Here is a 22,114-nt window from a genome sequence, read left to right on the forward strand (position 1 = left end):
TGTTATACAGATTATAATGATAAGGGGAACTTGTATGTAACAATGGGTGAAGGAAGGGGAAAATATGCCTCTGCGAATAGCGATCAATGGCTTTGGCCGAATCGGCAGGATGGTTTTCCGAAAAGCGATCCACGAAGGGGATCTGGAGGTAGTGGCAGTCAATGCCAGCTATCCGGCGGAGACACTGGCCCATCTGGTGAAGTATGACACCATTCACGGTACAGTGGAGGATGAGATCCGGGGAGATGAGGATCGGCTGATCGTCAACGGTAAGGAAGTAAAGCTGGTTTCCGACCGTGATCCCGCCCGTCTCCCTTGGGAGGATCTCGATATCGACCTGGTGGTGGAGGCCACCGGAAAGTTTCGCGACCGGGAAGGTGCAGGGCGCCATTTGCAGGCCGGGGCCAAAAAAGTGGTGATCACCGCTCCCGGGAAAAATGAGGATGCCATGATTGTGATGGGGGTTAATGAGAGCGCTTACGACCCGGAAGCGCACCAGATTATTTCCAATGCCAGCTGTACCACGAACTGTCTGGCGCCGGTGGTGCAGGTGTTGCAGGAGACATTCGGGATTGAACAAGGGTTGATGACCACGGTTCATTCCTATACCAATGACCAAAAAAATCTGGACAATCCTCACAAGGATCTGAGACGGGCCCGTGCTTGTGCCCAGTCGATCATTCCGACGAAGACGGGTGCTGCCTCCGCGATCGGGAAAATCCTTCCTGAGCTAGAGGGACGATTAAACGGGCTGGCTCTTCGGGTTCCCACTCCCAACGTTTCAGTAGTGGATTTAGTGGTGGACCTGAACCGCCCCACCGATGTCGAAGAAGTGAACGCCGCGTTGAAGGAGGCTTCTGAAACCCATCTGAGTGGGATTCTTCAGTATTGTGAGGTCCCCTTGGTTTCCACCGATTTTATTGGAAATCCTCATTCCGCTATTGTAGATGCACCTTCTACGATGTCTATCGGTGACCGACAGGTGAAGGTGATCGCTTGGTATGACAATGAGTGGGGATACTCCTGCCGTGTAGTCGACCTAGTCAAGTGGGTGGGGCGCCCTTTTTTCGATAAACAGGAAAAGGTTCAACTCCGGGAAGTGATGGTCTGATCCTGGATGATGTACAGCCGCTTTCCGGTTCTTGCCGGAGAAGCGGCTCTTATATTACGAAGGGGTGGGAAGTGCAGTTGAGGTACAAACCGGGTGGTTTGTGATATAGTTAGAAAGATTCGTTGATTCTTCAAGGAGGATCAAAGCGGGAGGAGTGCATCGATGCGCTGCCCATATTGTCATTTCATAGGAAGTCGGGTGTTGGACTCCCGCCCAGCCCACGAAGGGAAGTCCATCCGGCGTAGACGCCAGTGTGAAAGCTGCGGCAGGCGTTTTACTACATTTGAAATATTGGAAAAGAAACCCTTGATTGTCATCAAGAAAGATGGTGGCCGAGAAGAATTTAATCGGGACAAACTTCTGCGGGGGTTGATCCGCGCTTGTGAAAAGCGGTCGGTTCCGATGGAACGCTTGGAAGAACTTGTCGACGATGTGGAGCGGAGCCTGCGGGAGAGTAATGAAACGGAGGTACCCACACGGGAAATCGGCGAGTATATCATGGAACGACTCGTGGATGTCGATGAAGTGGCATATGTCCGGTTTGCCTCGGTATATCGGCAATTCAGGGATATTACCGTTTTTGTAAAAGAGTTGGAAGAGCTGTTAAATCGCTCCCGCAACGAGAGGGATAGGGAAAAGAGAAAATCGACAGAGGAATAAGCCCGATATTCGACTCGAATCCAGTTTGTGAAGGAATGTTTCTACTGGTACAATAATAGTCCCTTTGCAGAACGGATGGGAGGCGGGTGTCGATGTCGATGATCTGGAATGAATGTACCCCCCGGGATGGCTGGAGAAGTCGGAGTCGGCGTCCGATCCAACCAGTGGATCCTTTGGTGTTGGTTCATCTTTACCAACCGCTGGTGGGTGCGGTGGCAGTCAGTCTCTATCTGACCCTCTATAGTCAATTGCCCCTGCATCGGTCGGGAGTCTCCCGGCAACATTCCCACTTGGATCTGATGAAACTGTTGCAACTTCCGCTGGGAGAAGTGCTCAAGGCGCGGTACCGGTTGGAGGGAGTCGGTCTTTTGAACACATTCCGGACACAGGAGACGGGCAGACGGATGTTTTGCTATGAAGTCGTCGCCCCTCTGTCTCCGGGCTCTTTTTTTCAAAGTGATGTGTTGAGCATCTCCCTGCTGAATCGTTTGGGGAAAGATCGTTTCCGCAGTCTCTATGAAGAGATGGTGGAGACTGGAGAAACCGACTTTCCCCAGATAGACCGGGAGACAGAGGTGACACGATCTTTCCAACAAGTTTTTGGCTCCTTGTCCCCTGCGGAGATCCGCTCGGTGACTGAATTAGAAGGGGATCTTCCCTTGTCGGTGATGGCAGGGGAGGAGGGGCAGGAGGAAGGAAAGCCACCAGTGTTCTCGGCAGAAGAAGAAGGGGACGACCTATCCATGGTTAAGGCCCGCTTGCAAAACCTGTTGGACAGGGGAGCCTGGACGCAACGAGTAGAAGAACAGGTGCTGGAAATCCGCTTCCTTTATCAGTTGGATGATTGGGATTTGATCCGGGCATTGCAAAACCCTTATGTCACCCAACAGGGGAAGATTGATGTGGAACGTCTCCGTTCGTTTATTCGCAGTCAATACCGGATGCGTTTCGGCAGTTCACCGGTGGTGGTGGATCGGGAGAAGATCAAAAGGGGAGAAAACCGGAAGGAAGAGCCCTTGGCCCCAGACCCCCGAAAAAACACAGGGGAGCTATCTGAAGAAGAGCGCCATTTTCAATTGTTGGAGCGTCTTTCTCCGATTGAACTCTTATCTCGCTTTCAAAATGGCAAGCAAATCCCACGGGCGGACCTGGAATTGGTGGAGGATCTGTCTCGGAATTATGGTCTTCCTCCCGGAGTGATCAATGTACTTCTGGAATATGTACTCTACTCTCACGACTATAAATTGCCGCGACCGCTGGTGGAAAAAATCGCTGGCCATTGGGCTCGCAAACAAGTGCGTACCGTGGAAGAAGCGCGACAGATGGCGAGCCAAGACCTGAATTGGGACTGGAATAAGCAGCAAGGAACGGCATCCCGTAAAAGAACTTCCCGGTCCGGAAAACGACAAGCGCAAGAGAAAGAACAACCCCTTCCCCGAGCAGTTGCCCAGGCGATGGAACAGAAACTCAGCAGGGAAGAATACTTGCAGGAGTTGGAGACGGACCCGGAGGCAGTCGCCCAAATTCAAGCCAAACTGAGTCGCATGAATCAACGGATGAGCCAACGAATGAAGGAAAAGGAGGGTAAACCGGATGGAACGAATCGATAAGGTAGTAAATCCGCTCAAAGGCAGGATCGCCCAACGATTAAATCTGAATCCGGATCAAGAGCTGGATCGATTCCTTTCCCATCCCGCCATCCGTTCTTTTCAACAAAAACATCCCGAAGTTTCGAGGGAGCTGTATCGTCGTTCGCAGATTCATTTGCGACAGATGGTGATAGAACGGGAACAGTGTGATCGGTGTCCTGGGCTGGATCGGTGCCCCAACCTGATGAAGGGGCACCGCCCTGATTTACATCTTTATAGCGGGTACTTGGAACTGAGATTGGCCCCCTGTGAAAAGCAAATAGCCCAGGAGGAGGAGCGGAAACGGAAAGAACTGATCAAAAGCCACTACATCCCCAAGGATATCCTAAATGCAACCTTTGAATCGATTAATCCATCCCCCAAACGGATACAAGCCATTCAAGCGGCGATGGATTTTTGTGACCGATTTGCCTCATCAGGACATTCGGAAAAGGGACTTTATCTCTATGGTCCCTTCGGGGTGGGGAAGAGTCGGATCGCGGGGGCCATGGCGCAATACCTTGTCAGGTACAACATAGACTCTTTGATGGTATACGTCCCGGATTTTATTCGGGAAGTGAAGGATTCGATCCGTGATGGGACGGTGCAACAGAAGCTGGATGCACTAAAGAAAGCTACAGTTTTGATTCTGGATGATATCGGGGCGGAGAATATGACACCTTGGATCCGAGATGAGATTTTGGGAGCGATCCTGCAGTACCGGATGATGGAAAAGTTGCCGACAGTGATGACCTCCAATCTGGATTTAAACGAACTGGAAGAGCATTTGACCTATTCGGAGAAAGGGGGGGCCGAGCGGTTGAAGGCGAAACGGATCATGGAACGAATCCGGCACCTGGTGGATGTCTACTATGTGGGTGGTCCCAACCGCAGGGAGGAAAATCCCTCAAATTAATCCTTGCTTCCCGGTGTATATCATGGTATAATCTTTTTTGTCGCAAGTTAATTAGTAGTGGTTCGGTAGCTCAGTCGGTAGAGCAGAGGACTGAAAATCCTCGTGTCGGCGGTTCGATTCCGTCCCGAACCACCATCGTACGAGCGGATGTGGCTCAGTGGTAGAGCACCGCCTTGCCAAGGCGGGAGTCGCGGGTTCGAATCCCGTCGTCCGCTCCATTTTTATATGCCGGGGTGGCGGAATTGGTAGACGCACGGGACTTAAAATCCCGGGGTGGAGATCCACCGTGTCGGTTCGAGTCCGACCCTCGGTACCAAACTGATCTCGATTGATGCAAGAGACCGTAACAGGAGCGGTCTCTTTTTGTTTTCAGAAAAACCGTCGCCGGACTCGTCAGATACTTAATGTTCGTGTAAAATGGTTTTATACAGGTGAGAGGAAAATGCCGGAAACCGATCCCGAGGGCCGGTTTTTTTCTTAGCCTGGAGACCAAACATATGTTGGTAGTCATTCCGAAAGGAGGAAGTAAAGTGACGGGCAATACCCATCTGTCACTGGGATTGACAGCGGGAGCGGTGGCTGTAGGTGTCACGGGTACAGGAGGTCATGTCTTGGAAGCAGCGGGAATGGTGCTGATCGCCTCCCTAGGCTCCCTCGTGCCGGATATCGATGAGGATAACAGCATATTGAACAACCTGCTGTTCAAATCGATCCGTTACCGGTCGGCCGCCTTGGCGATTCTGGGCACTGTCTTGGCTCTATTTGCACTACTTCAGGGGATGGACTGGTGGATTTTCTTTGCAGGGGTCTATGTAGCCGGGGTGGCGTTTCTTCCCCACCGCAGTTTTACTCACTCATTAGTATCTATGGGCATTGTCACTTGGATCACTTATCTGGCTCATCCTCCCTATGCCGTGGCTATGGCTCTGGGATACTTTTCCCACCTCCTGGCAGATGCCGTCACGGTTGGAGGCGTTCCCTTCTTCTGGCCTTGGAAACAACGAATCGGTCTGAAAAATCTGGGAGTGCGGATTCGATCCGGGGATACGATTGACAAAGTGACAGGGAAAATCTCGATGTATGGAGGATGCGTTGCTCTGATCTGGTTGTTTTTTCAGGAGACTTCCTTTGATCCCTTTTTTAGCTCCTTCGATACGGTGAAGGGCTTATTCGGCTGGGGCGGATAAGAGATGATGAGAAAAAGAAACAGTCAGAAGTGGCTTCTCCTTGGGTTGTTGCTCCTGCTTCTGCTAGCGGTCGGGTGTCAGAAGGAGGAGTCGGAGGGAACCGGTGCAAGGGTGGAAGGATTAAAACCCCCGGCCCAAGCCTTGGAAGAAGGAGAAGTGGTTCGTGTCATCGACGGGGATACAGTCGTCGTCGAGACAGATGGAAAAAAGGAAAAGGTTCGGTTGATCGGTGTTAACACGCCGGAGACAAATCACCCAAAAATCGGTGTGGAATATTACGGGAAGGAAGCCTCCAAGTATACGAAGGATCGCTTACATGGAAAGGATGTCCGGCTGGAACTGGATCAGGAGAAACGGGATCGGTACGGCCGTTTGTTGGCGTATTTGTGGATGGAAGATGAACTGTTTAACGCCACGCTGGTCCAAGAAGGATATGCTCGGATTATGACTGTGCAGCCCAATGTGAAATATGAGAAAACCTTCCTTCGCTTGGAGCGAGAGGCGCGAAAGCAGGATGTGGGACTTTGGCAGAAGGAAGGTGCTAGGGTAGCGGAGAAGAACGGGCAGAGTGGAGATTGCGTGGGGAAAATCAAAGGAAATGTCAACCGGCAAGGGGATCAAATTTATCATACACGGATGAGCCCTCAATATGATGAAACGAAGCCGGAACGATGGTTTTGCACAGAGAAGGAAGCAGAGGATGCTGGTTTCCGCGCACCGGGCAACGCCTCCTGAGAAGTCCTTCTGAGGCGTATCTTGTAAGGCCATACTTCAGGCTGGATCTTGTTTTGACAAACCAGGCGGGACCGAATCATCAGGCGTACCATGGTTGGACGTATACCTTACAACCGCCTCCCATATACTAGATTTAAACGATGGACAAAGCGGGGGGCGGAGGAATGGTCGCTTATCAGATCTCGGTTCCGGGACCGCTGACATCACGGGAAGCCGGACAGATGCGCGAACTGTTGAAAAAACAGGCCGCCCGTTTGGAACGCTCCCATTCCGGTTTCAGCTGTCAATGGGAGGAAGTCGGCAAGGGGACTCGTACCGTTTTTTATATCCATAATTGGGAAGAGGATGATTCGGAGCAGACTTTGCGTCATTCTCTGGGCAGAGCGGTAGCGGATTATTATTTGACTGTAAATGAGCCAGATTTGATTCACTGGATCATCACCCAGGAATTTAAGTACCGAAACCCGGGGGAATCCAGGGAGATTGAACGTTATGCTTATCACCTGCTGGATGATTCCGAGTCGGAAGAGCCTTCTCACCAAAGAAGAAAATATCGGATGGCTCGCCAAATCGCCAGGTATTTCTTCAGCCATCAGGATTTAGCTGTCGATGGATATTTCCAATTTCGCATGAAACGGTACCGGGAGATTTTGCGAAAGTTGGTAGAGCATGCGATTGACGAGTATTTGCTTGATCAGGAGTATCGGGAGTTTATCGATCTGCTCCGCTATTTTGTCTCTATCCAGCAACCGAAAGTACAGCTGGTGCATGTCATCCATACCGACACCCGAAGATTTCGTCTTCTCGATGGGGAGGGCCGGCCTCTAGAGATGGACCAGATGGATCATACTGTGGAGGAGTTGATGGATCAGGTCTCCTCCCATGAAGATCTTATTGTCAGTACACTGTTGACAGTGGCTCCAGAACAAGTGATCCTACATACACGAAATCCGGAGGAGAATGTCATCCGCACCCTGAAACAGGTGTTTGAAGAGCGGATGGTGATCTGTAGCGGCTGTTCCGGTTGCCGGCAAGGGAAAGACGGTTTTGCTCCCGAAGGTTGACGCGAGTAGGCCTCGGCGGTATAATTACAGCAATTCACGGTCCGAGGTCGAATCGGATCTGGCGATGATGAGGATACCGTTTGCCGCTTATGGTTTTTCAGAGAACAGGGGCCACCGGCTGCAAGCTCCTGAACCCTCTGGGCGGAAGGACGACCCCCTCTGAGCTGCGCCGGGAACACCCTGGAAGGGTTAGTATCGGTTGCCGGTTCTGCACACCGTTATCGTGCCGCGAGGGCTGTGTCTCCCCCAAGAGACTACAGCTGAATCAGGGTGGAACCACGTGTGTCTATAAACACTCGTCCCTTTACAGGGATTGGGTGTTTTTTATTTTCCCGTGAGGAGTGAAGTGAAATGAGCAGGTCCATTCAACTGCCAGACGGATCGATCCGGCAATTTGATGAGGAGAGAGTGACGGTTCAGGAAGTAGCAGAATCGATCAGCCGCGGACTAGCCAAAAAAGCGATCGCCGGGCAGATCAACGGGAAGACGGTAGATCTGTCCCGGGAAGTACCCGACGGAGCCCAGGTACGCATCTTCACCCTGGAGGATGCGGAAGGGCTGGAGGTATACCGCCACAGCACGACCCACTTGATGGCTCAGGCGGTCAAGCGGCTGTTTTCTGGCGTGAAGCTGGGGATCGGTCCGGTGATCGAAGACGGATTTTACTATGATATGGATCTGCCCCAGTCGCTGACAGCAGAGGATCTGCCTAAAATTGAGGAGGAGATGCGGAGGATCGTCAAGGAAAATCTTCCGATTGTGCGGCGGGTCGTTACTCGGGAAGAAGCGCTTCGAATCTACGAGGAGGCTGGGGATGAACTGAAATTAGAGTTGATCCGTGAGCTTCCCGAGGACGAGGAGATCACCCTGTACGAACAAGGGGAGTTTTTCGACTTGTGCCGAGGTCCCCACGTTCCCTCCACGGGCAAATTGAAGAACTTCAAACTGTTGAGCGTGGCTGGGGCCTATTGGCGAGGAGACTCGGAGAGACCGATGCTGCAGCGGATCTACGGCACGATCTGGCCCAAGTCCTCCCAGCTGGAAGCCTATCTTAAACGGTTGGAAGAGGCTAAGGAGCGGGATCATCGTAAGTTGGGTAAGGAACTGAAGATCTTCGCTCTGTCCCAGGAAGTAGGCCAAGGACTCCCTCTCTGGCTTCCCAACGGGGCTACGATCCGCCGTGTAATTGAACGTTACATTACCGACAAGGAAGAGCGCTTGGGGTATCAGCATGTGTACACCCCTCACTTGGCTAGTGTGGAGCTGTATAAGATCTCTGGTCACTGGGATCATTATCACGAGGACATGTATCCTCCGATGAAAATGGACAATGAAGAGTTAGTTCTGCGACCGATGAACTGTCCTCACCATATGATGATTTACAAAAACGATCTGAAGAGTTATCGCAATCTGCCTGTCCGGATCGCTGAGCTAGGGATGATGCACCGTCACGAAATGTCCGGGGCCCTGTCCGGACTGCAGCGGGTCCGAGCGATGACCTTGAACGATGCTCATATTTTCTGCCGCCCCGATCAGATCAAATCGGAGTTTATCCGGGTGGTACAGCTGATCGAAGAGGTTTACCGCGATTTTGGGATTCAAGATTTCTGGTATCGCTTGTCTTACCGAGATCCCGAAGATAAGAAAAAATATGTGCAAAACGATGAGATGTGGGAAACCAGCCAGCGGATGCTTCGGGAAGCGATGGATGAAATGGGCGTCAACTATGTCGAAGAGGAAGGAGAAGCCGCTTTCTACGGACCTAAACTAGATGTGCAGGTGCAGACTGCTCTCGGAAAAGATGAAACCTTGTCCACAGTTCAGATGGATTTCCACCTGCCTAATCAATTTGGCCTGGAATACATCGGCGAAGATGGCCAAGCCCATCGCCCAGTGGTGATTCACCGGGGGATCGTCGGTACGATGGAGCGCTTTGTCGCTTTTCTTTTGGAGTATTACAAGGGTGCGTTTCCCCTCTGGCTCGCTCCGATCCAGGCTCGGGTGATGACTATCACCGATACCTTCCAAGACTATGCCGCCGGGGTGGTGGAGCGCTTGCAAGGGGCTGGGATTCGGGTGGAACTGGACTCCCGCAGTGAAAAGATCGGGTACAAGATCCGAGAGGCCCAGTTGCAAAAGATCCCCTACACCCTAGTCGTCGGAGAAAAGGAAGAGCAACAGGGAACTGTGGCTGTACGCCGTTACGGTCAAAAAGACCAAGGCGCCCAGAGTGTAGAGACCTTGATCCGGGAGCTACAACAAGAGATTGAAGCGAAGGTGTGATATCGCAGAGGTCTATAGCCCACCCCTTGACGGGGATCGATGGACGTGGTAAGATTCATTTGATATTCAAGCAGAAGCGCCCGCTTCTCACCTGATTGACGCCCAGGCAGTTGACAGGTCTTCAGTTCTGTAGAACGGGATGACAGGTGTGGGCGCTTTGCTCGCACCTTTTTGGTGTTTCCACATTTACACAAATCTCCTTCGGAGGTGGCAGGTTATTAGCAAAGAACAGCAGCTGGTGAACGAGGCCATTCGTGCCCGTGAGGTGCGTCTGATCGATTCCGATGGCAACCAACTGGGTATTCAACCGCTCCGGGAAGCTCTCCGTCTGGCCCAGGAGGCGAATCTGGACCTAGTCAATGTCGCGCCCAAGGCGAAACCACCGGTTTGCCGGATCATGGATTACGGAAAATACCGCTATGAACAAAGCAAGCGGGAAAAAGAGGCCCGGAAGAATCAGAAGACTATCCAGATCAAAGAGATTCGCTTCAGTCCTTCGATTGAAGAGCATGACGTCAACACCAAGCTTCGCAACGTCAAGAAGTTTTTAAGCCATGGGGACAAGGTGAAACTCACCATTCGTTTCCGAGGTCGGGAGATCACCCACCAGGATATCGGACGCAGGATTCTCAACCGCATGGCGGAGGAAGTGAAAGAGATCGGGGATGTGGAGCGCCATCCCAAGATGGAAGGCCGCCATATGATTATGATCCTGTCTCCCAAGAAGGATAATGCTTGATCAGTCAGGAGGAACCCATCGATGCCGAAAATGAAGACCCGCCGCGCAGCGGCCAAACGTTTCAACAAAACCGGTACCGGAAAAGTGAAACGGAATCACGCTTACATGAGCCACATGTTGGAACATAAGCCTCAGGGTGCAAAGCGCAAGTTGCGCAAAAGCACCACGATGAGCAAATCCGATGTAAAGCGCATCAAGCAGTTGATCGCTTACAAGTGACACATCATCTGATCTTATAAACGCGCTGAATTTGGAGGGAACTAACCATGGCACGTGTCAAAGGCGGGACGGTGACTCGCCGTCGTCGCAAAAAAGTCCTGAAACTAGCCCGGGGATACTACGGTTCGAAGCATACCCTGTTTAAAACAGCAAAACAGCAAGTCATGAAGTCGCTGAGTTATTCCTACCGCGACCGGCGTCAAAGAAAACGTGATTTCCGTCGGCTCTGGATCACCCGGATCAACGCGGCTGCCCGTATGAACGGCCTCTCTTACAACAAACTGATGTACGGCTTGAAACAGGCAGGCGTGGATATTAACCGCAAAATGTTGGCTGATCTGGCTGTCAACGACCAAAAAGCTTTCACTGAGCTGGCCGACCTGGCTAAAGGCAAAGTGAACGCCTGATTTTCACCCCCCGCTTCCATTTTGGATACGGGGGTTTTTCACTTGGGTTCAAATTCAACTTCCGACCTCGTCCGCCTCTACAACCTGTACCCTCAATCCAAATCCGAACCATTCTTTTTTTTGTCGGAGGCCTTGGGAACATGCTGAAATACTTCCCCGCTTTCGAAGAACTCCGTCAAACGGTTCAACCAATCATAATAATCCAGCCACTCCTTGGTTTCCTTTAACAATTCATTGATCTTTTGTTCCGTTTCTTCATCCAGCTCTCCGGAATCCTGCATTTCAGCCAATTTGCGGGATAAAATAAGTCCGAACTTTCTATTCTTATTAATCAGCTTCATCCATTGGGAAGTGAATAGAGAAATAAATGTCTGATAGTAATCCGACTCCACATTGTACAAATCTTTTCTGACCCCTTTTTTAAATACCTTTTCTGCGAGATTGAGGTCAGTCAGTTCCCGGATGACTTGGCTCATGCGAGCTTTGCTCATACCGATTTCTACAGATAATTCATCGAGTGTCATAGGTTGTCGGTTGATATAGATCGTTCCGAGTACCCGCCCCAATGTGGATGAAACTCCAAAGGTGTTCATATTGTCAGCAATTCTCTCCACAAACTGCTCTTCCACATGTTGAATCTCGTCAGGCCTTCCCACAAGCACCCTCCTTTACCTCCTTGCTTTGAGCTTCGAGACCAATGTAGCATATTTGTAATTGAATCCTGAAGTGAGATTTTTGGAGTATCTCCATGGAAAGCGGAGAAACTGTAACTGTAATCCATATAAACAATGTTAAATAAATATTTTATAAACGAAACACATTATATGTCCAGTATCTAAGTTTTATACATCAAACTACTTACTTTATACTGAATTATAATGAAGGTTGGTGGGGAGACAGTCACACGCACGGGTCCATCAAGATATGAAACGACCCGACAACCTCATTGGCAAATGGGATAAGTGAACATGGAATCGAAACCCCAGAGGGGAGGATCTTCGGATTTTGGAAATGAGTGTATGAAGAACATTGAGTGGAAAGGATTGAAATAACGGCTTCATCTGTCGGTAATCCGATGTGGAGGTGGCTTTATTTGCTTAAGTTTGACCATGTGACTAAAGTGTATTCCGGTGGGAAGAAAGCGGTTGAAGATTTAAATCTGGAGGTTGAACAAGGGGAGTTTATTGTTTTTATCGGGCCGAGTGGTTGCGGGAAAACAACTACTATGAAAATGATCAACCGCTTGATTGAGCCTACAGAAGGAAGTATTTATATCAAGGAAGAAAACATTCTGCAAAAAAATCAAGTGGAGCTCCGACGTTCCATCGGGTATGTCATTCAACAGATCGGCCTGTTTCCGCACATGACGATCCTGGAGAATATCTCTCTGGTCCCCCGATTGTTGAAATGGCCGGAAGACCGCCGGAGTGAGCGAGCTGAAGAGCTATTGAAGCTGGTCAATATGAGTCGCGAGTATCTATATCGCTATCCCCATGAATTGAGCGGCGGCCAACAACAGCGGATCGGGGTTTTGCGATCCTTGGCAGCGGATCCGCCCCTGATTTTAATGGATGAACCCTTTGGGGCGTTGGATCCCATTACTCGGGATTCCTTGCAGGAAGAATTTAAAAATCTGCAACAGTCCCTTGGCAAGACGATTATCTTTGTCACTCATGACATGGATGAAGCGCTGAAGTTGGCGGATCGAATCGTCATAATGCGAGAAGGGAAACTGGTTCAGGTCGGTACTCCCGATGAGATTTTGCGGAATCCTGTCAATGAGTTTGTGGAGGAGTTTATCGGGAAAGAACGCTTGATCCAAGCGAGACCCAATATTCAAACCGTGGGACAAGTCATGAATCCCAATCCGGTATCGATCACGATGGAGCAGTCTTTGTCCGCAGCGATCCAGTTGATGAAGGAGCGCAGAGTGGACACGCTGTTGGTGGTGGATGAACAGAATGTACTGCAAGGATACATCGATGTGGAAACCCTGGATCAAAACCGCAAAAAAGCACAGCAAGTTGGAAATGTGTTGAAGACTCAATTCTATGTGGTTAAAAAAGGGGATTTGCTACGGGATACCATACGGCAAATCCTGAAGAGAGGGATGAAATATGTCCCCGTGGTCGATGAGGAAAAACGTCTAGTCGGGATTGTGACCCGAGCCAACCTGGTGGATATCGTCTACGATTCCATTTGGGGTGAAGAAGATACACCTGAACAATAGGAGGGAGGAAGCAGGGCATGGAGGCTATAAAACAGTTTCTTGCTGAAAACGGGAACGAATTGTTGCTCAAAACCTGGGAACACCTATATATTTCCCTCATTGCGGTTCTGCTCGGCATCCTAGTAGCGATTCCGCTGGGGATCCTGTTAACGCGTACGCCAAAGGCAGCCGGATGGGTAATGGGAATTGTGAGTGTGATTCAGACGTTCCCCAGCCTCGCCATATTGGCTTTTTTCATTCCTATTCTCGGAGTCGGGACGGTTCCTGCGATCGTGGCATTATTTCTTTACTCGGTTTTGCCTATTTTGCGGAACACCTATACCGGGGTTCGAGGGGTGAACCAGGGACTGCTAGAGGCGGGCCAGGGAATGGGCATGACGGGTTGGCAACGGATTCGCTATGTGGAGGTTCCATTGGCGATCCCGATCATTATGGCCGGGATTCGGCTGTCAACAGTCTATCTGATCGGTTGGGCGACCTTGGCCTCTTTTATCGGGGCGGGGGGACTGGGAGATTTTATTTTTAACGGGTTGAACCTGTTCCGAACGGATTACATTGTTGCTGGAGCGATACCGGTCACGCTGTTGGCCCTTATCACCGATTTTCTCCTCGGCTCTCTGGAAAAATGGGTCACACCCAAGGGGGTCAGAGATTCAAAAGAAGCCGTCGTTTAGAGAGGAGGGAGCATCCAAGGTGCGGAAACGGATTGGAAGTTTATTGATGGTATCGGTACTATGTCTGTCACTTGTCAGCGGGTGTTCGTTGCCAGGGTTGAGTGGACCCTCTCGCAACACGGTGAAGATTGGTACATTAAACACGACGGAATCCGCTATTGTGAGCCATATTGTTCGCCTCATGATTGAAAAAGAGACGGATTTGAACGTGGAAATGATTGAGAATCTGGGATCCTCCACGGTTCAGCATCAAGCGATCACCAGTGGAGATGTGGATATTACCCCCACACGCTATACCGGGACGGATCTGACTGGAGCATTAGCGATGGAGCCGGAAAAAGATCCGAAAAAAGCACTGAAACAAGTTCAGAAGGAATTTAGCGAACGCTTTGACCAGACTTGGTTTGATTCCTATGGTTTTGCGAACTCCTATGCTTTTACCGTTACCCGGAAAAAGGCGGAAGAAGAAAACTTGAAAACCGTGTCGGATTTAGAGCGGGTGGCTTCCAAACTGAGTTTGGGGGTGGACAGCAGTTGGCTGAAACGAAAAGGAGACGGCTACGAGGGATTTACCAAGACCTATGGATTTAAATTCAGCCGCACCTTCCCCATGCAAATCGGACTGGTCTATCAGGCAGTGGGAAGTGGAAAAATGGACGTGGTCCTCGCCTACACCACCGACGGACGGTTGAAGGCTTTTGATTTGGTCGCCTTAGAAGATGAAAAACGGTTTTTTCCGCCTTATGACGCTTCACCGGTGGCCCGGAATGATGTGCTGAAAAAGCATCCCGAAATCCGAGGTATTTTGGAGAGGTTGGCAGGTAAAATCGATACCGACACCATGTTGGAGCTGAACTATGAAGCGGATGTCAATATGAAAGAGCCGGCGACGGTCGCCGAAGAGTTTCTGGAGAAACACGATTACTTCGAGCATAAGCCATCTGGGAGGTGAGATCCTTGGAAACGATCCATGGAGTGTGGACCTATTACTCCCAAAATGCAGGCTATGTGTGGGAGCAATTTTACCGGCACTTTTTGATGTCCGCATACGGGGTTATATTTGCAGCTATAGTAGCTATTCCCGTAGGAATCATGATTGCCCGTTATCATCGGTTGAGCGGCTGGGTTTTGTCCTTGGCCAATATTATCCAAACGGTTCCGGCATTGGCGATGTTGGCTATTCTGATGTTGGTGATGGGATTGGGAGCTAACACTGTGGTGGTTGCACTCTTTTTGTACTCCCTGTTGCCGATTATTAAAAATACCTACACAGGGATTCGCAATGTAGACCATACCTTATTGGAGTCAGGAGAAGCCATGGGGATGACCAAGTTCCAAATCCTGCGGATGGTGGAATTGCCCCTATCTCTGTCTGTCATCATGGCCGGTCTCCGAACCGCCCTCGTAATTGCCATCGGGATTGCCACGGTGGGAACGTTTATCGGAGGTGGGGGTCTGGGTTCGATTATCGTGCGGGGAACCAATGTGACAGACGGGACCGTCATTATCCTGGCAGGAGCGATTCCCACCGCGCTGATGGCTGTGCTAGCGGATATCATGATGGGTTGGCTGGAGCGTCGGCTGTCGCCGGTAGATACCAAAGCGATGAAGAACTCCGCTTGATCCGAAACCACTTCAACGAACAGGGTGAGGGAAATTGCAAAGACAGAGGGGGGTGCATGTGATCTCATCCAACGTGATCTTGGAGAAAAACGTTCCTTGTATCCTACGGGATCAAACCGTGCTTTACGCCGACATTTATCGACCGGACCAACCGGGAACCTTCCCGGTGTTGTTGACCCGGTTGCCGTACAGTAAAGACCTTCCTATGTTTTCACACCGTTATCTCGATCCCAACCGGCTGGTCGGAGAAGGCTATGTGGTCATCATTCAGGATGTTCGGGGTCGATATCAATCAGAAGGGGAATTTCGCCCCTTTCAAGGTGAGGCGGAAGACGGATATGACACGGTGGAATGGGCTGCTTCGTTGCCGTACGCTTCAGGAAAAGTGGGGATGTTCGGTCTTTCCTACTACGGATTCACACAGTTGATGGCAGCAACGGAGCGTCCCCCACATCTGGGCGCTATCTTTCCCGCGATGACCCTGAACGATCTGCGAAAGGGGGTCTTGTTTCACCAGGGTGCTTACGAATTGGGCCTATGGGAAACATGGATCGTGGAATCGATGCTCCCGGATCTCATCAAAAGGAAATACGGGGACACTCCAGCTTATACACAATCCATGACCCGAATGGCACAAAATTATAACCGGATCGAAGGGTGGGATCGGAACGCACCCCTGGATGCATGGCCCCTTGTCGAAGAATTGGGTGTGGAGGAATTTTTCTCGGAGTTGCTGAAGCATCATGTGGAAGACGATTTTTGGGAAAAGACTAGTTTACAAGGCAAGTACGGGCAAATCCGAGTCCCGGCTTATCATGTTGGCGGGTGGTACGATTGCCTGCTGGGTCCCACGTTGGAAAATTTCAGGGAATTGCAGGCAAAGGGCGGGGGTTTGGCGAAGCATCATCAAAAATTGCTTATCGGACCCTGGGGTCACGGCGATTTCAGTTCGGTGGTGGGTGAACGTTCTTTTGGTATCCAGGCTTCCGGCGATGGGATCGATCTTCAGGAAGATCTGAACCAGCTCCATCTTCGTTGGTTTGATTACTGGCTGAAAGGAATCGAGACCCAGGTGATGGAGGAGCCCCCGGTGAAAATCTTTGTCATGGGGATCAACCGGTGGCGAAATGAAGAGGAATGGCCTTTGGCCCGTACTCGGTATGTACCTTATTACTTTCACAGTGCAGGCAGTGCCCGCACCCGGCAGGGAGACGGAGGCCTGTCGACGGAGAAGCCCGGGGATGAGCCCTGCGACAGTTTCATATACGACCCGGGAAATCCGGTGCCAACACAAGGAGGAGCCACCTTATATGCCGGAGTAAACACGATGGGCCCGCGTGATCAAAGGGAGATCGAGGAGCGGGAGGATGTACTCGTCTATACATCGGAACCCTTAACGGAGCCCCTGGAGGTTACAGGGGATGTCCAGGTGATTCTCTGGGCGGCCACAGATGCGAAGGATACGGATTTTACCGCTAAGCTAGTGGATGTGATGCCGGATGGGAGGGCTTACAATCTGACTGACGGCATCCTTCGCGCCCGCTATCGAGAGGGAGTCCAACCCGCGGCGGACTTAAATGGGGAAGTGGTGGAGTATTCAATCGACTTGTGGGCGACCAGCAATGTGTTTCTTCCAGGTCACCGCATCCGGATCGAGATCTCTTCCAGTAACTTTCCCCGTTTTGATCCCAATCCTAATACGGGAAAAACTCTGAAAGAGAGCAAGGAGATCCGGAAGGCCAAGCAAAGGATTTATCATTCGGCAAAGACTCCTTCCCATGTTCTGCTACCTGTGATCCCAGTGCAATGATTCTGAAAGGAACCCGCCCGGCAAATGCCGGGTGGGTTCCTTTCCTTCGGGGAAGAAGCAGCATTCTTCTCTGATCTTAGGGGTGTTTTGTCATCGATGCCGGTTCATAGGATTGATCCCGGAGGACAACGGTTTCAGGTTGGATTCGGATCAGGACGTTGCTGTCATCCAGGTTTTGAAACCGGGGATCCCAGGACTCTTCATCGGGACCCAGGTAGCGAGAGAGCAAGCGGGTGGCGATCCCGGTATCGAAGGGTTCTACCGTGGCCTGTCCCCGGATGCCGGCATGAAATACTTGGCCGCTCTCCCGGTGGAATTGGACAATCCCCACAGCGCATCGTGGATCTTTCCGGATCCGGTCCGGAAAGCTGTCCGTGGATGGAATACCGATGATCCATAAATATCCCCCCTCCCAATGAAACCAGACCGGGGAATTCCGGGGACCTTCTTCACAGACTGTGGAGAGGTGAGCAAATAGCGGCTGGGCAAGGAAATTCTCTAGGTCAAAACTGTGTTTCCGATCGCGGATGATTTTCATACCTAAACTCCTCCTCTAGGAAAAGATGTTTCCCCCTTCTCCAACTCAGGAAGATTTCCTTTGAAGGAAAGTAGGTATTCTCCGGTCTGGTAAACAAGATCTATCCCGGCAGTTGGATGACAATATTTGAGGGAGAGTGGGATTGTTTCTTATTCCACCTAAATGGAAGTACCTGAGGTGCTAAGGTCGATGGAGTGGCGCCCGATTTTCTCTCCTGAAATAGGAATGATTAGTTAGCACGCCGTTTTAACTTCCGATAATAGTACGTTACCGGAAGTTAGATTATTCCCACCTGAAAGCAGAGGGTGTCTGTGTGATCATCAGATGGCGGCGACACGGGTCTACTCGGGAAGATGATCAAAAGGACGAATCATAGATTTTTCTCTGTTGATGCATAATAAAGGGGACCTTGTTGAAGAAGGGAGTTGTTGTAAATGCGTTTTTTGGAGCGACATGAGGGTCATCCCGATTCCTTGAATCGGTTTCGCCATGAGTTGGACCGTTCTTTTCAGCGGTTTTTCAATGAACCGCTGTTTCCTGGAGAAGGGTTCGGAGGACAGGGATTTTTACCGGCTCTGAACGTGGAAGAAAAGGCGGATCACTATGAGATCCAAGTGGAAATCCCGGGAATGGAACCGGATGACGTGGAGATTGAGGTGCAGGGAAACACCCTGGTCATCCGGGGTGAACGGCGGGAGGAACGGAAAGAAGAGAACCGTTACCACCTGGTGGAAAGCCGTTACGGGACCTTTCAGCGGTCTTTTACTTTACCGAACAACGCGGATATGGAAAGGATCACTGCTGACGCTGAGAACGGGGTTCTCCATGTTTATGTGCCGAAAGACCAATCAAGGGAGCCACGGAAGATCCAGATTAACAAACATTGATGAAGGACAAATGGTGGCCGTCAAATCGGAGGTGTCATCTGTTTGAAAAATTTTTTCTCACCTCCTTTTTGATGATGAATAAAAAGCCTGTACCCCCAAGGGTTCAGGCCGTTTTCATTTAAATGGTGAGGAAAAAACGATGCCGGGAGCGGGTTTGGCTCTGGCGGATTCCCGCTTTCAGAACACCGGATGATGATCACACTTCCGCTGCCGCTTCCTCCGCCCGGGGAAGAGGATCGGTGAATCGGCTCCAGTCTTGCTTCATTTCCTCCGGCGTCAATAGACAGTTATCCAACGAGGCCTCCAACTCTTGCCGGTCGATCCCGATGCCGATCCATACCAGCTGGGTCAAACGATCGCCCCAAACGGGATCCCAATCGTCCTTCACCTCGGGTTGCTCCTGAAAGATGACGGCTTTCTCCGCTTCGGGCAGGGAGGCTACCCAATAGGCGAATGGACCGATCTGGATCGAAGGCCCGGCTTGACTCACCTGGTAGGCGGCTTCGCTACCGTTGGCCACCCAGGCGATCCCTTTTGAACGGACGACCTCCTCCGGCCACTCCTCCATCCAGCGGTAGAGACGTTCGGGGTGGAAGGGGAGGCGCCGTTTGTAGACAAAGGAGGAGATGCCGTATTCCTCGGTTTCCGGTGTGTGTTCTTCCTGTTCCAGCTCTTTCAGCCATCCCGCCGACTGGCTTGCCTGTTCAAAATCAAACAAGCCAGTGTTAAGGATTTCTTCAGGCTCCACTTGTCCCTTTACCGTGTGAATAATCCGGGCCTCAGGGGCCAGTTTGCGGAATAGTTTTTCCATCTGATCCAGCTTCTCTTTTGGTACCAGATCGCATTTGTTGAGGAGGAGCACGTTACAGAACTCGATCTGATCGATCAGCAGGTCGACCACATCCCGGATATCTTCCTCGCCGGCAGCTTGCTTTCGGTCGAGGAGGGACTCGCCGGAGGAGAAGTCGTGCCAGAAGCGGTTTGCGTCCACCACGGTCACCATGGTGTCCAGACGGCAAAGGGAAGTCAGATCGATGCCGTTTTCTGTATCTATGTAAGAGAAGGTTTGCGCCACTGGAACCGGTTCACTGATCCCCGTCGATTCGATCAGGATGTAGTCAAACTGCGCCTCCTGGGCCAAGCGCTCCACTTCAATCAGCAGATCTTCACGCAAGGTGCAACAGATACAGCCGTTGGACATCTCCACCAGCTTCTCCTCTGTGCGGGAGAGGCCTCCTCCTTGTTTTACCAGGTCGGCATCGATATTCACTTCGCTCATGTCGTTGACGATGACAGCAACTCGGATCCCTTGTCGGTTGTTCAGGACATGGTTGAGTACCGTCGTCTTCCCTGCACCGAGATAACCGCTTAATACGGTAACCGGGATTTTCCCCTTTGTCATTTTTGATTCACACCTTTCTGAATTGGGTAGTACAAAACGTAATCATTACGCTTTGTAATTGGCCAACCCAGTTTATCCAATGGATCGTTTCTTGTCAACGATATTGTTTGAAATATGGATTCCAGCTCCCTTCTTGAAGAGATGAGTCTTGGGTTATATTCGTATCAGGCGTGTTGATTCACCCTATTTCAGGTAGGAACTAAGGGTCGGAATGGTGGGAGGATGAAGAGCCTTTGCGTTCTTTGCAAGAGATTGTAGCCATTCCACCATCCCTGTCTCCTCAAGCAATTTTTAGGATGGGGGCAATGGAAAGAGCGAAAAGATCGTTTCATTCCATCAGTGGTTAATGAACAGCCCTGTATTGTATCTATTACGATTTACAATAGGAGGTCAAGTGGATACTCACATGGCCCCCCTCGAAAGTCGAATCAAGAGAAGGGTCCAGACGATTCAGCTAACCGTATTCATCACCGGAGTTTGTTCCTGTCCGGCCCGGATACAATGAAAAAACGATGATCAATTGGTGACCATCGCTTTTTTAGGCGTGTTGATGAACCCTATTTTAGGCAGAAAATAAGGTCGGGATGGTGGAACGGTGAAGAGCCTTTGCGCTCTTGACAAGAGATCGTAGCCGTTCCACCATCCCCGTCCCCTCAAGCCATATTTTGTGATGAGGCAATGGGAAGAGCGAAAGGGTTGTTTCGTTCCCATCATCCACTTTAATCAACAGCCCTGTCGCTTTTTATATAATGTTCTCCGGACTGGATCATCTCCGCCTAAAGGTGACCGGCAGGTTGGGGACGCCGTAGACGATGGGACTGTGGATTCCCTCCAGCACTGTCTCTGGTCGGATTCGGATGTCGGAGAAGCGGCGGAGCAATTCCTCCAGAGAGATCACGGCCTCCAGACGGGCGAGGGGGGCACCGAGACAAAAGTGAACCCCGTGGCCGAAGGCGATGTGGCCTCTGGAATCCCGGTCGATATCGAACCGATCGCCGTCGGGGAAGTGATTATCGTCCCGGTTGGCGGAAGCGATCCAAGCAAAGACGTACTCTCCCTTTCCCAGGGTCTCACCACCCAGTTCTGTATCCGTGGTCACCCGTCGGGACATCCCTTTCACCGGAGATCGGTGGCGAAGGACTTCTTCCACCGCGTGGGGGATCGCCTTCGGCTGTTGCCGCAGCCGGTCTTCAATGGGGGGCTCCTCGTCAAAGCAGAGAAACGCATTGGCGATCAGGTTAGTCGTCGTCTCGTTGCCGGCGACAAGGAGCAGAGCGCAGAAGCCGAGTAGGTCCATGTCGGAGAGGTGTTCTCCCTCGGTTTCAACCGCCAGCAACCCGCTGATCAGGTCTTCTTGGGGATGCTGGCGGCGTTCCTCCAGCATCTGCAGAAAGTACTCGACCATCTCTTGCTGCACCTGGTTAAAGGAAAGGGCTTTTTCCTCCAACTGAGGTCCTTCTGCAGCCACCACCACATCGGACCACAGCTTGAACCTTTCCCGGTCTTTCGGCGGCACCCCCAGCAGTTCCGCGATCACAATTACGGGTAAGGGATAGGCAAAGTCCTGCACGATGTCCATCTCTTCCCCGTGGATTTTTTCCAGCAGCCCGATGGCGATTTCCCGGATCCGGGGTTCCAGGCGGCGGATCGCCCGGGGTGTGAAAGCCTGAGAGACGAGAGAGCGGAGTTGCCGGTGGCGGGGTGGATCCAGCTGGAGCATGCTGGCACCGAATACATTATCGGTGGAATCTCCGGTACAGGAGGAAAAATAGCGGTAATCCGACAGCACCCGTTTTACATCCTCATAACGGAACACATGCCAGACGCCCGTCTCCGGATCCTTCCAGACGGGTCGATGTTCACGCATCTCACGATACCAGGGAAAGGGGTTGACTTCCTTCCAGATCGTCGTCATCTTCAAAACGGTTCCCTCCTTATGATGAAGCCGGTTTAGAGGTTCACCCCATCTTACCATGAAGTAATGTGATAAATAGAAAAACC

Annotated in this window: 21 protein-coding genes, 3 tRNA genes and 1 other annotated feature; of the genes, 20 read left to right on the forward strand and 4 right to left on the reverse strand. The window is 51.2% G+C overall.

Going from position 1 to position 22,114, the window contains the following annotated elements; genetic code table 11:
* The first annotated feature begins 64 nt into the window (after nucleotides 1-64).
* The 14 genes from JOD24_RS08545 (at nucleotide 65) to rplT (ending at nucleotide 10,949) form a co-directional block, all read left to right on the forward strand.
* Nucleotides 65-1,111, forward strand: a complete 1,047-nt coding sequence (locus JOD24_RS08545) for a glyceraldehyde-3-phosphate dehydrogenase (protein ID WP_429246745.1) — start codon at nucleotides 65-67, stop codon at nucleotides 1,109-1,111.
* 162 nt (nucleotides 1,112-1,273) lie between these two features.
* Complete coding sequence (nrdR, locus tag JOD24_RS08550) at nucleotides 1,274-1,771, forward strand: transcriptional regulator NrdR (protein WP_380163036.1); 498 nt, start codon at nucleotides 1,274-1,276, stop codon at nucleotides 1,769-1,771.
* A gap of 92 nt (nucleotides 1,772-1,863) precedes the next feature.
* Nucleotides 1,864-3,381, forward strand: a complete 1,518-nt coding sequence (locus JOD24_RS08555; protein WP_380163037.1) for a replication initiation and membrane attachment family protein — start codon at nucleotides 1,864-1,866, stop codon at nucleotides 3,379-3,381.
* Nucleotides 3,365-4,315, forward strand: a complete 951-nt coding sequence (gene dnaI, locus JOD24_RS08560) for a primosomal protein DnaI (RefSeq protein WP_380163038.1) — start codon at nucleotides 3,365-3,367, stop codon at nucleotides 4,313-4,315. Before JOD24_RS08555 ends, dnaI begins: the two co-directional genes overlap by 17 nt.
* Nucleotides 4,316-4,374: 59 nt before the next feature.
* Nucleotides 4,375-4,450 (forward strand) — tRNA-Phe (locus tag JOD24_RS08565).
* A gap of 8 nt (nucleotides 4,451-4,458) precedes the next feature.
* A tRNA-Gly gene (locus JOD24_RS08570) sits at nucleotides 4,459-4,533 on the forward strand.
* A 9-nt stretch (nucleotides 4,534-4,542) separates the two neighbouring features.
* Nucleotides 4,543-4,631, forward strand: a tRNA-Leu gene (locus tag JOD24_RS08575).
* Nucleotides 4,632-4,812: 181 nt separating this feature from the next.
* Complete coding sequence (locus JOD24_RS08580; RefSeq protein WP_380163039.1) at nucleotides 4,813-5,502, forward strand: metal-dependent hydrolase; 690 nt, start codon at nucleotides 4,813-4,815, stop codon at nucleotides 5,500-5,502.
* 3 nt (nucleotides 5,503-5,505) lie between these two features.
* Nucleotides 5,506-6,237 (forward strand): thermonuclease family protein, encoded by a 732-nt coding sequence (locus JOD24_RS08585; RefSeq protein WP_380163040.1) that lies wholly within the window; start codon nucleotides 5,506-5,508, stop codon nucleotides 6,235-6,237.
* A gap of 164 nt (nucleotides 6,238-6,401) precedes the next feature.
* Entirely contained in the window at nucleotides 6,402-7,301 is a 900-nt protein-coding gene (gene ytxC, locus JOD24_RS08590) for a sporulation protein YtxC (RefSeq protein ID WP_429246746.1), read from the forward strand.
* 351 nt (nucleotides 7,302-7,652) lie between these two features.
* The gene (thrS, locus tag JOD24_RS08595) at nucleotides 7,653-9,584 is read left to right on the forward strand and encodes a threonine--tRNA ligase (RefSeq protein ID WP_380163042.1); all 1,932 of its coding nucleotides are present in this window, start codon (nucleotides 7,653-7,655) and stop codon (nucleotides 9,582-9,584) included.
* A 62-nt stretch (nucleotides 9,585-9,646) separates the two neighbouring features.
* Nucleotides 9,647-9,763, forward strand: a sequence feature (ribosomal protein L20 leader region).
* A 56-nt stretch (nucleotides 9,764-9,819) separates the two neighbouring features.
* Entirely contained in the window at nucleotides 9,820-10,323 is a 504-nt protein-coding gene (gene infC / locus JOD24_RS08600; protein ID WP_380163097.1) for a translation initiation factor IF-3, read from the forward strand.
* Nucleotides 10,324-10,344: 21 nt separating this feature from the next.
* On the forward strand, nucleotides 10,345-10,542 hold the full coding sequence (rpmI, locus tag JOD24_RS08605; RefSeq protein WP_380163043.1) for a 50S ribosomal protein L35: 198 nt from the start codon (nucleotides 10,345-10,347) through the stop codon (nucleotides 10,540-10,542).
* Between the two features lie 47 nt (nucleotides 10,543-10,589).
* Nucleotides 10,590-10,949, forward strand: coding sequence for a 50S ribosomal protein L20 (gene rplT / locus JOD24_RS08610; protein WP_380163044.1), 360 nt, complete (start codon nucleotides 10,590-10,592; stop codon nucleotides 10,947-10,949).
* A gap of 92 nt (nucleotides 10,950-11,041) precedes the next feature.
* Here the strand turns inward: rplT and JOD24_RS08615 are convergent, their stop codons facing one another.
* Entirely contained in the window at nucleotides 11,042-11,611 is a 570-nt protein-coding gene (locus tag JOD24_RS08615) for a GbsR/MarR family transcriptional regulator (protein WP_380163045.1), read from the reverse strand.
* 431 nt (nucleotides 11,612-12,042) lie between these two features.
* On the opposite strand from JOD24_RS08615, the gene JOD24_RS08620 reads away from it, so the two are divergent.
* From JOD24_RS08620 to JOD24_RS08640, 5 genes are read left to right on the forward strand one after another with little or no spacing between them, the layout of a single operon-like run.
* Complete coding sequence (locus JOD24_RS08620) at nucleotides 12,043-13,179, forward strand: betaine/proline/choline family ABC transporter ATP-binding protein (protein ID WP_429246747.1); 1,137 nt, start codon at nucleotides 12,043-12,045, stop codon at nucleotides 13,177-13,179.
* A 17-nt stretch (nucleotides 13,180-13,196) separates the two neighbouring features.
* Nucleotides 13,197-13,853, forward strand: a complete 657-nt coding sequence (locus JOD24_RS08625) for an ABC transporter permease (RefSeq protein ID WP_380163047.1) — start codon at nucleotides 13,197-13,199, stop codon at nucleotides 13,851-13,853.
* 46 nt (nucleotides 13,854-13,899) lie between these two features.
* Nucleotides 13,900-14,805 (forward strand): osmoprotectant ABC transporter substrate-binding protein, encoded by a 906-nt coding sequence (locus JOD24_RS08630; RefSeq protein WP_380163098.1) that lies wholly within the window; start codon nucleotides 13,900-13,902, stop codon nucleotides 14,803-14,805.
* A 5-nt stretch (nucleotides 14,806-14,810) separates the two neighbouring features.
* The gene (locus JOD24_RS08635; protein ID WP_380163048.1) at nucleotides 14,811-15,476 is read left to right on the forward strand and encodes an ABC transporter permease; all 666 of its coding nucleotides are present in this window, start codon (nucleotides 14,811-14,813) and stop codon (nucleotides 15,474-15,476) included.
* Between the two features lie 58 nt (nucleotides 15,477-15,534).
* Nucleotides 15,535-17,286 carry a CocE/NonD family hydrolase gene (locus JOD24_RS08640; RefSeq protein ID WP_429246748.1) on the forward strand — a complete coding sequence of 584 codons (1,752 nt, stop codon included), beginning with the start codon at nucleotides 15,535-15,537 and terminating at the stop codon, nucleotides 17,284-17,286.
* A gap of 76 nt (nucleotides 17,287-17,362) precedes the next feature.
* Here JOD24_RS08640 and JOD24_RS08645 read toward each other — a convergent pair whose 3' ends face one another.
* Entirely contained in the window at nucleotides 17,363-17,824 is a 462-nt protein-coding gene (locus JOD24_RS08645; protein ID WP_429246749.1) for a pyridoxamine 5'-phosphate oxidase family protein, read from the reverse strand.
* 434 nt (nucleotides 17,825-18,258) lie between these two features.
* Here JOD24_RS08645 and JOD24_RS08650 point away from each other — a divergent pair, with 434 nt between their 5' ends.
* Complete coding sequence (locus tag JOD24_RS08650; RefSeq protein ID WP_380163051.1) at nucleotides 18,259-18,711, forward strand: Hsp20/alpha crystallin family protein; 453 nt, start codon at nucleotides 18,259-18,261, stop codon at nucleotides 18,709-18,711.
* 196 nt (nucleotides 18,712-18,907) lie between these two features.
* On the opposite strand, the gene JOD24_RS08655 is transcribed toward JOD24_RS08650, so the two are convergent.
* Both JOD24_RS08655 and JOD24_RS08660 read right to left on the reverse strand, forming a co-directional pair.
* On the reverse strand, nucleotides 18,908-20,113 hold the full coding sequence (locus tag JOD24_RS08655) for a GTP-binding protein (RefSeq protein ID WP_429246750.1): 1,206 nt from the start codon (nucleotides 20,111-20,113) through the stop codon (nucleotides 18,908-18,910).
* A 766-nt stretch (nucleotides 20,114-20,879) separates the two neighbouring features.
* Nucleotides 20,880-22,028: a cytochrome P450 gene (locus JOD24_RS08660; RefSeq protein WP_429246756.1), complete on the reverse strand. Its 1,149-nt coding sequence runs from the start codon at nucleotides 22,026-22,028 to the stop codon at nucleotides 20,880-20,882.
* Between the last annotated feature and the right edge of the window lie 86 nt (nucleotides 22,029-22,114).

Source organism: Kroppenstedtia sanguinis (assembly GCF_050433445.1).
GTDB lineage: Bacteria > Bacillota > Bacilli > Thermoactinomycetales > DSM-45169 > Kroppenstedtia > Kroppenstedtia sanguinis.

What these genes read in the sequence shown, in the direction of transcription:
- JOD24_RS08555 (WP_380163037.1), top strand. Translation starts at nt 1,864, where the DNA reads ATGTCGATGATCTGGAATGAATGTACCCCCCGGGATGGCTGGAGAAGT.
- JOD24_RS08630 (WP_380163098.1), top strand. Translation starts at nt 13,900, where the DNA reads ATGGTATCGGTACTATGTCTGTCACTTGTCAGCGGGTGTTCGTTGCCA.
- ytxC (WP_429246746.1), top strand. Translation starts at nt 6,402, where the DNA reads ATGGTCGCTTATCAGATCTCGGTTCCGGGACCGCTGACATCACGGGAA.
- JOD24_RS08655 (WP_429246750.1), bottom strand. Translation starts at nt 20,113, where the DNA reads ATGACAAAGGGGAAAATCCCGGTTACCGTATTAAGCGGTTATCTCGGT.
- dnaI (WP_380163038.1), top strand. Translation starts at nt 3,365, where the DNA reads ATGGAACGAATCGATAAGGTAGTAAATCCGCTCAAAGGCAGGATCGCC.
- JOD24_RS08645 (WP_429246749.1), bottom strand. Translation starts at nt 17,824, where the DNA reads ATGAAAATCATCCGCGATCGGAAACACAGTTTTGACCTAGAGAATTTC.
- JOD24_RS08585 (WP_380163040.1), top strand. Translation starts at nt 5,506, where the DNA reads ATGATGAGAAAAAGAAACAGTCAGAAGTGGCTTCTCCTTGGGTTGTTG.
- JOD24_RS08545 (WP_429246745.1), top strand. Translation starts at nt 65, where the DNA reads ATGCCTCTGCGAATAGCGATCAATGGCTTTGGCCGAATCGGCAGGATG.
- JOD24_RS08650 (WP_380163051.1), top strand. Translation starts at nt 18,259, where the DNA reads ATGCGTTTTTTGGAGCGACATGAGGGTCATCCCGATTCCTTGAATCGG.
- thrS (WP_380163042.1), top strand. Translation starts at nt 7,653, where the DNA reads ATGAGCAGGTCCATTCAACTGCCAGACGGATCGATCCGGCAATTTGAT.
- JOD24_RS08625 (WP_380163047.1), top strand. Translation starts at nt 13,197, where the DNA reads ATGGAGGCTATAAAACAGTTTCTTGCTGAAAACGGGAACGAATTGTTG.
- JOD24_RS08660 (WP_429246756.1), bottom strand. Translation starts at nt 22,028, where the DNA reads ATGACGACGATCTGGAAGGAAGTCAACCCCTTTCCCTGGTATCGTGAG.
- rpmI (WP_380163043.1), top strand. Translation starts at nt 10,345, where the DNA reads ATGCCGAAAATGAAGACCCGCCGCGCAGCGGCCAAACGTTTCAACAAA.
- JOD24_RS08580 (WP_380163039.1), top strand. Translation starts at nt 4,813, where the DNA reads ATGTTGGTAGTCATTCCGAAAGGAGGAAGTAAAGTGACGGGCAATACC.
- rplT (WP_380163044.1), top strand. Translation starts at nt 10,590, where the DNA reads ATGGCACGTGTCAAAGGCGGGACGGTGACTCGCCGTCGTCGCAAAAAA.
- nrdR (WP_380163036.1), top strand. Translation starts at nt 1,274, where the DNA reads ATGCGCTGCCCATATTGTCATTTCATAGGAAGTCGGGTGTTGGACTCC.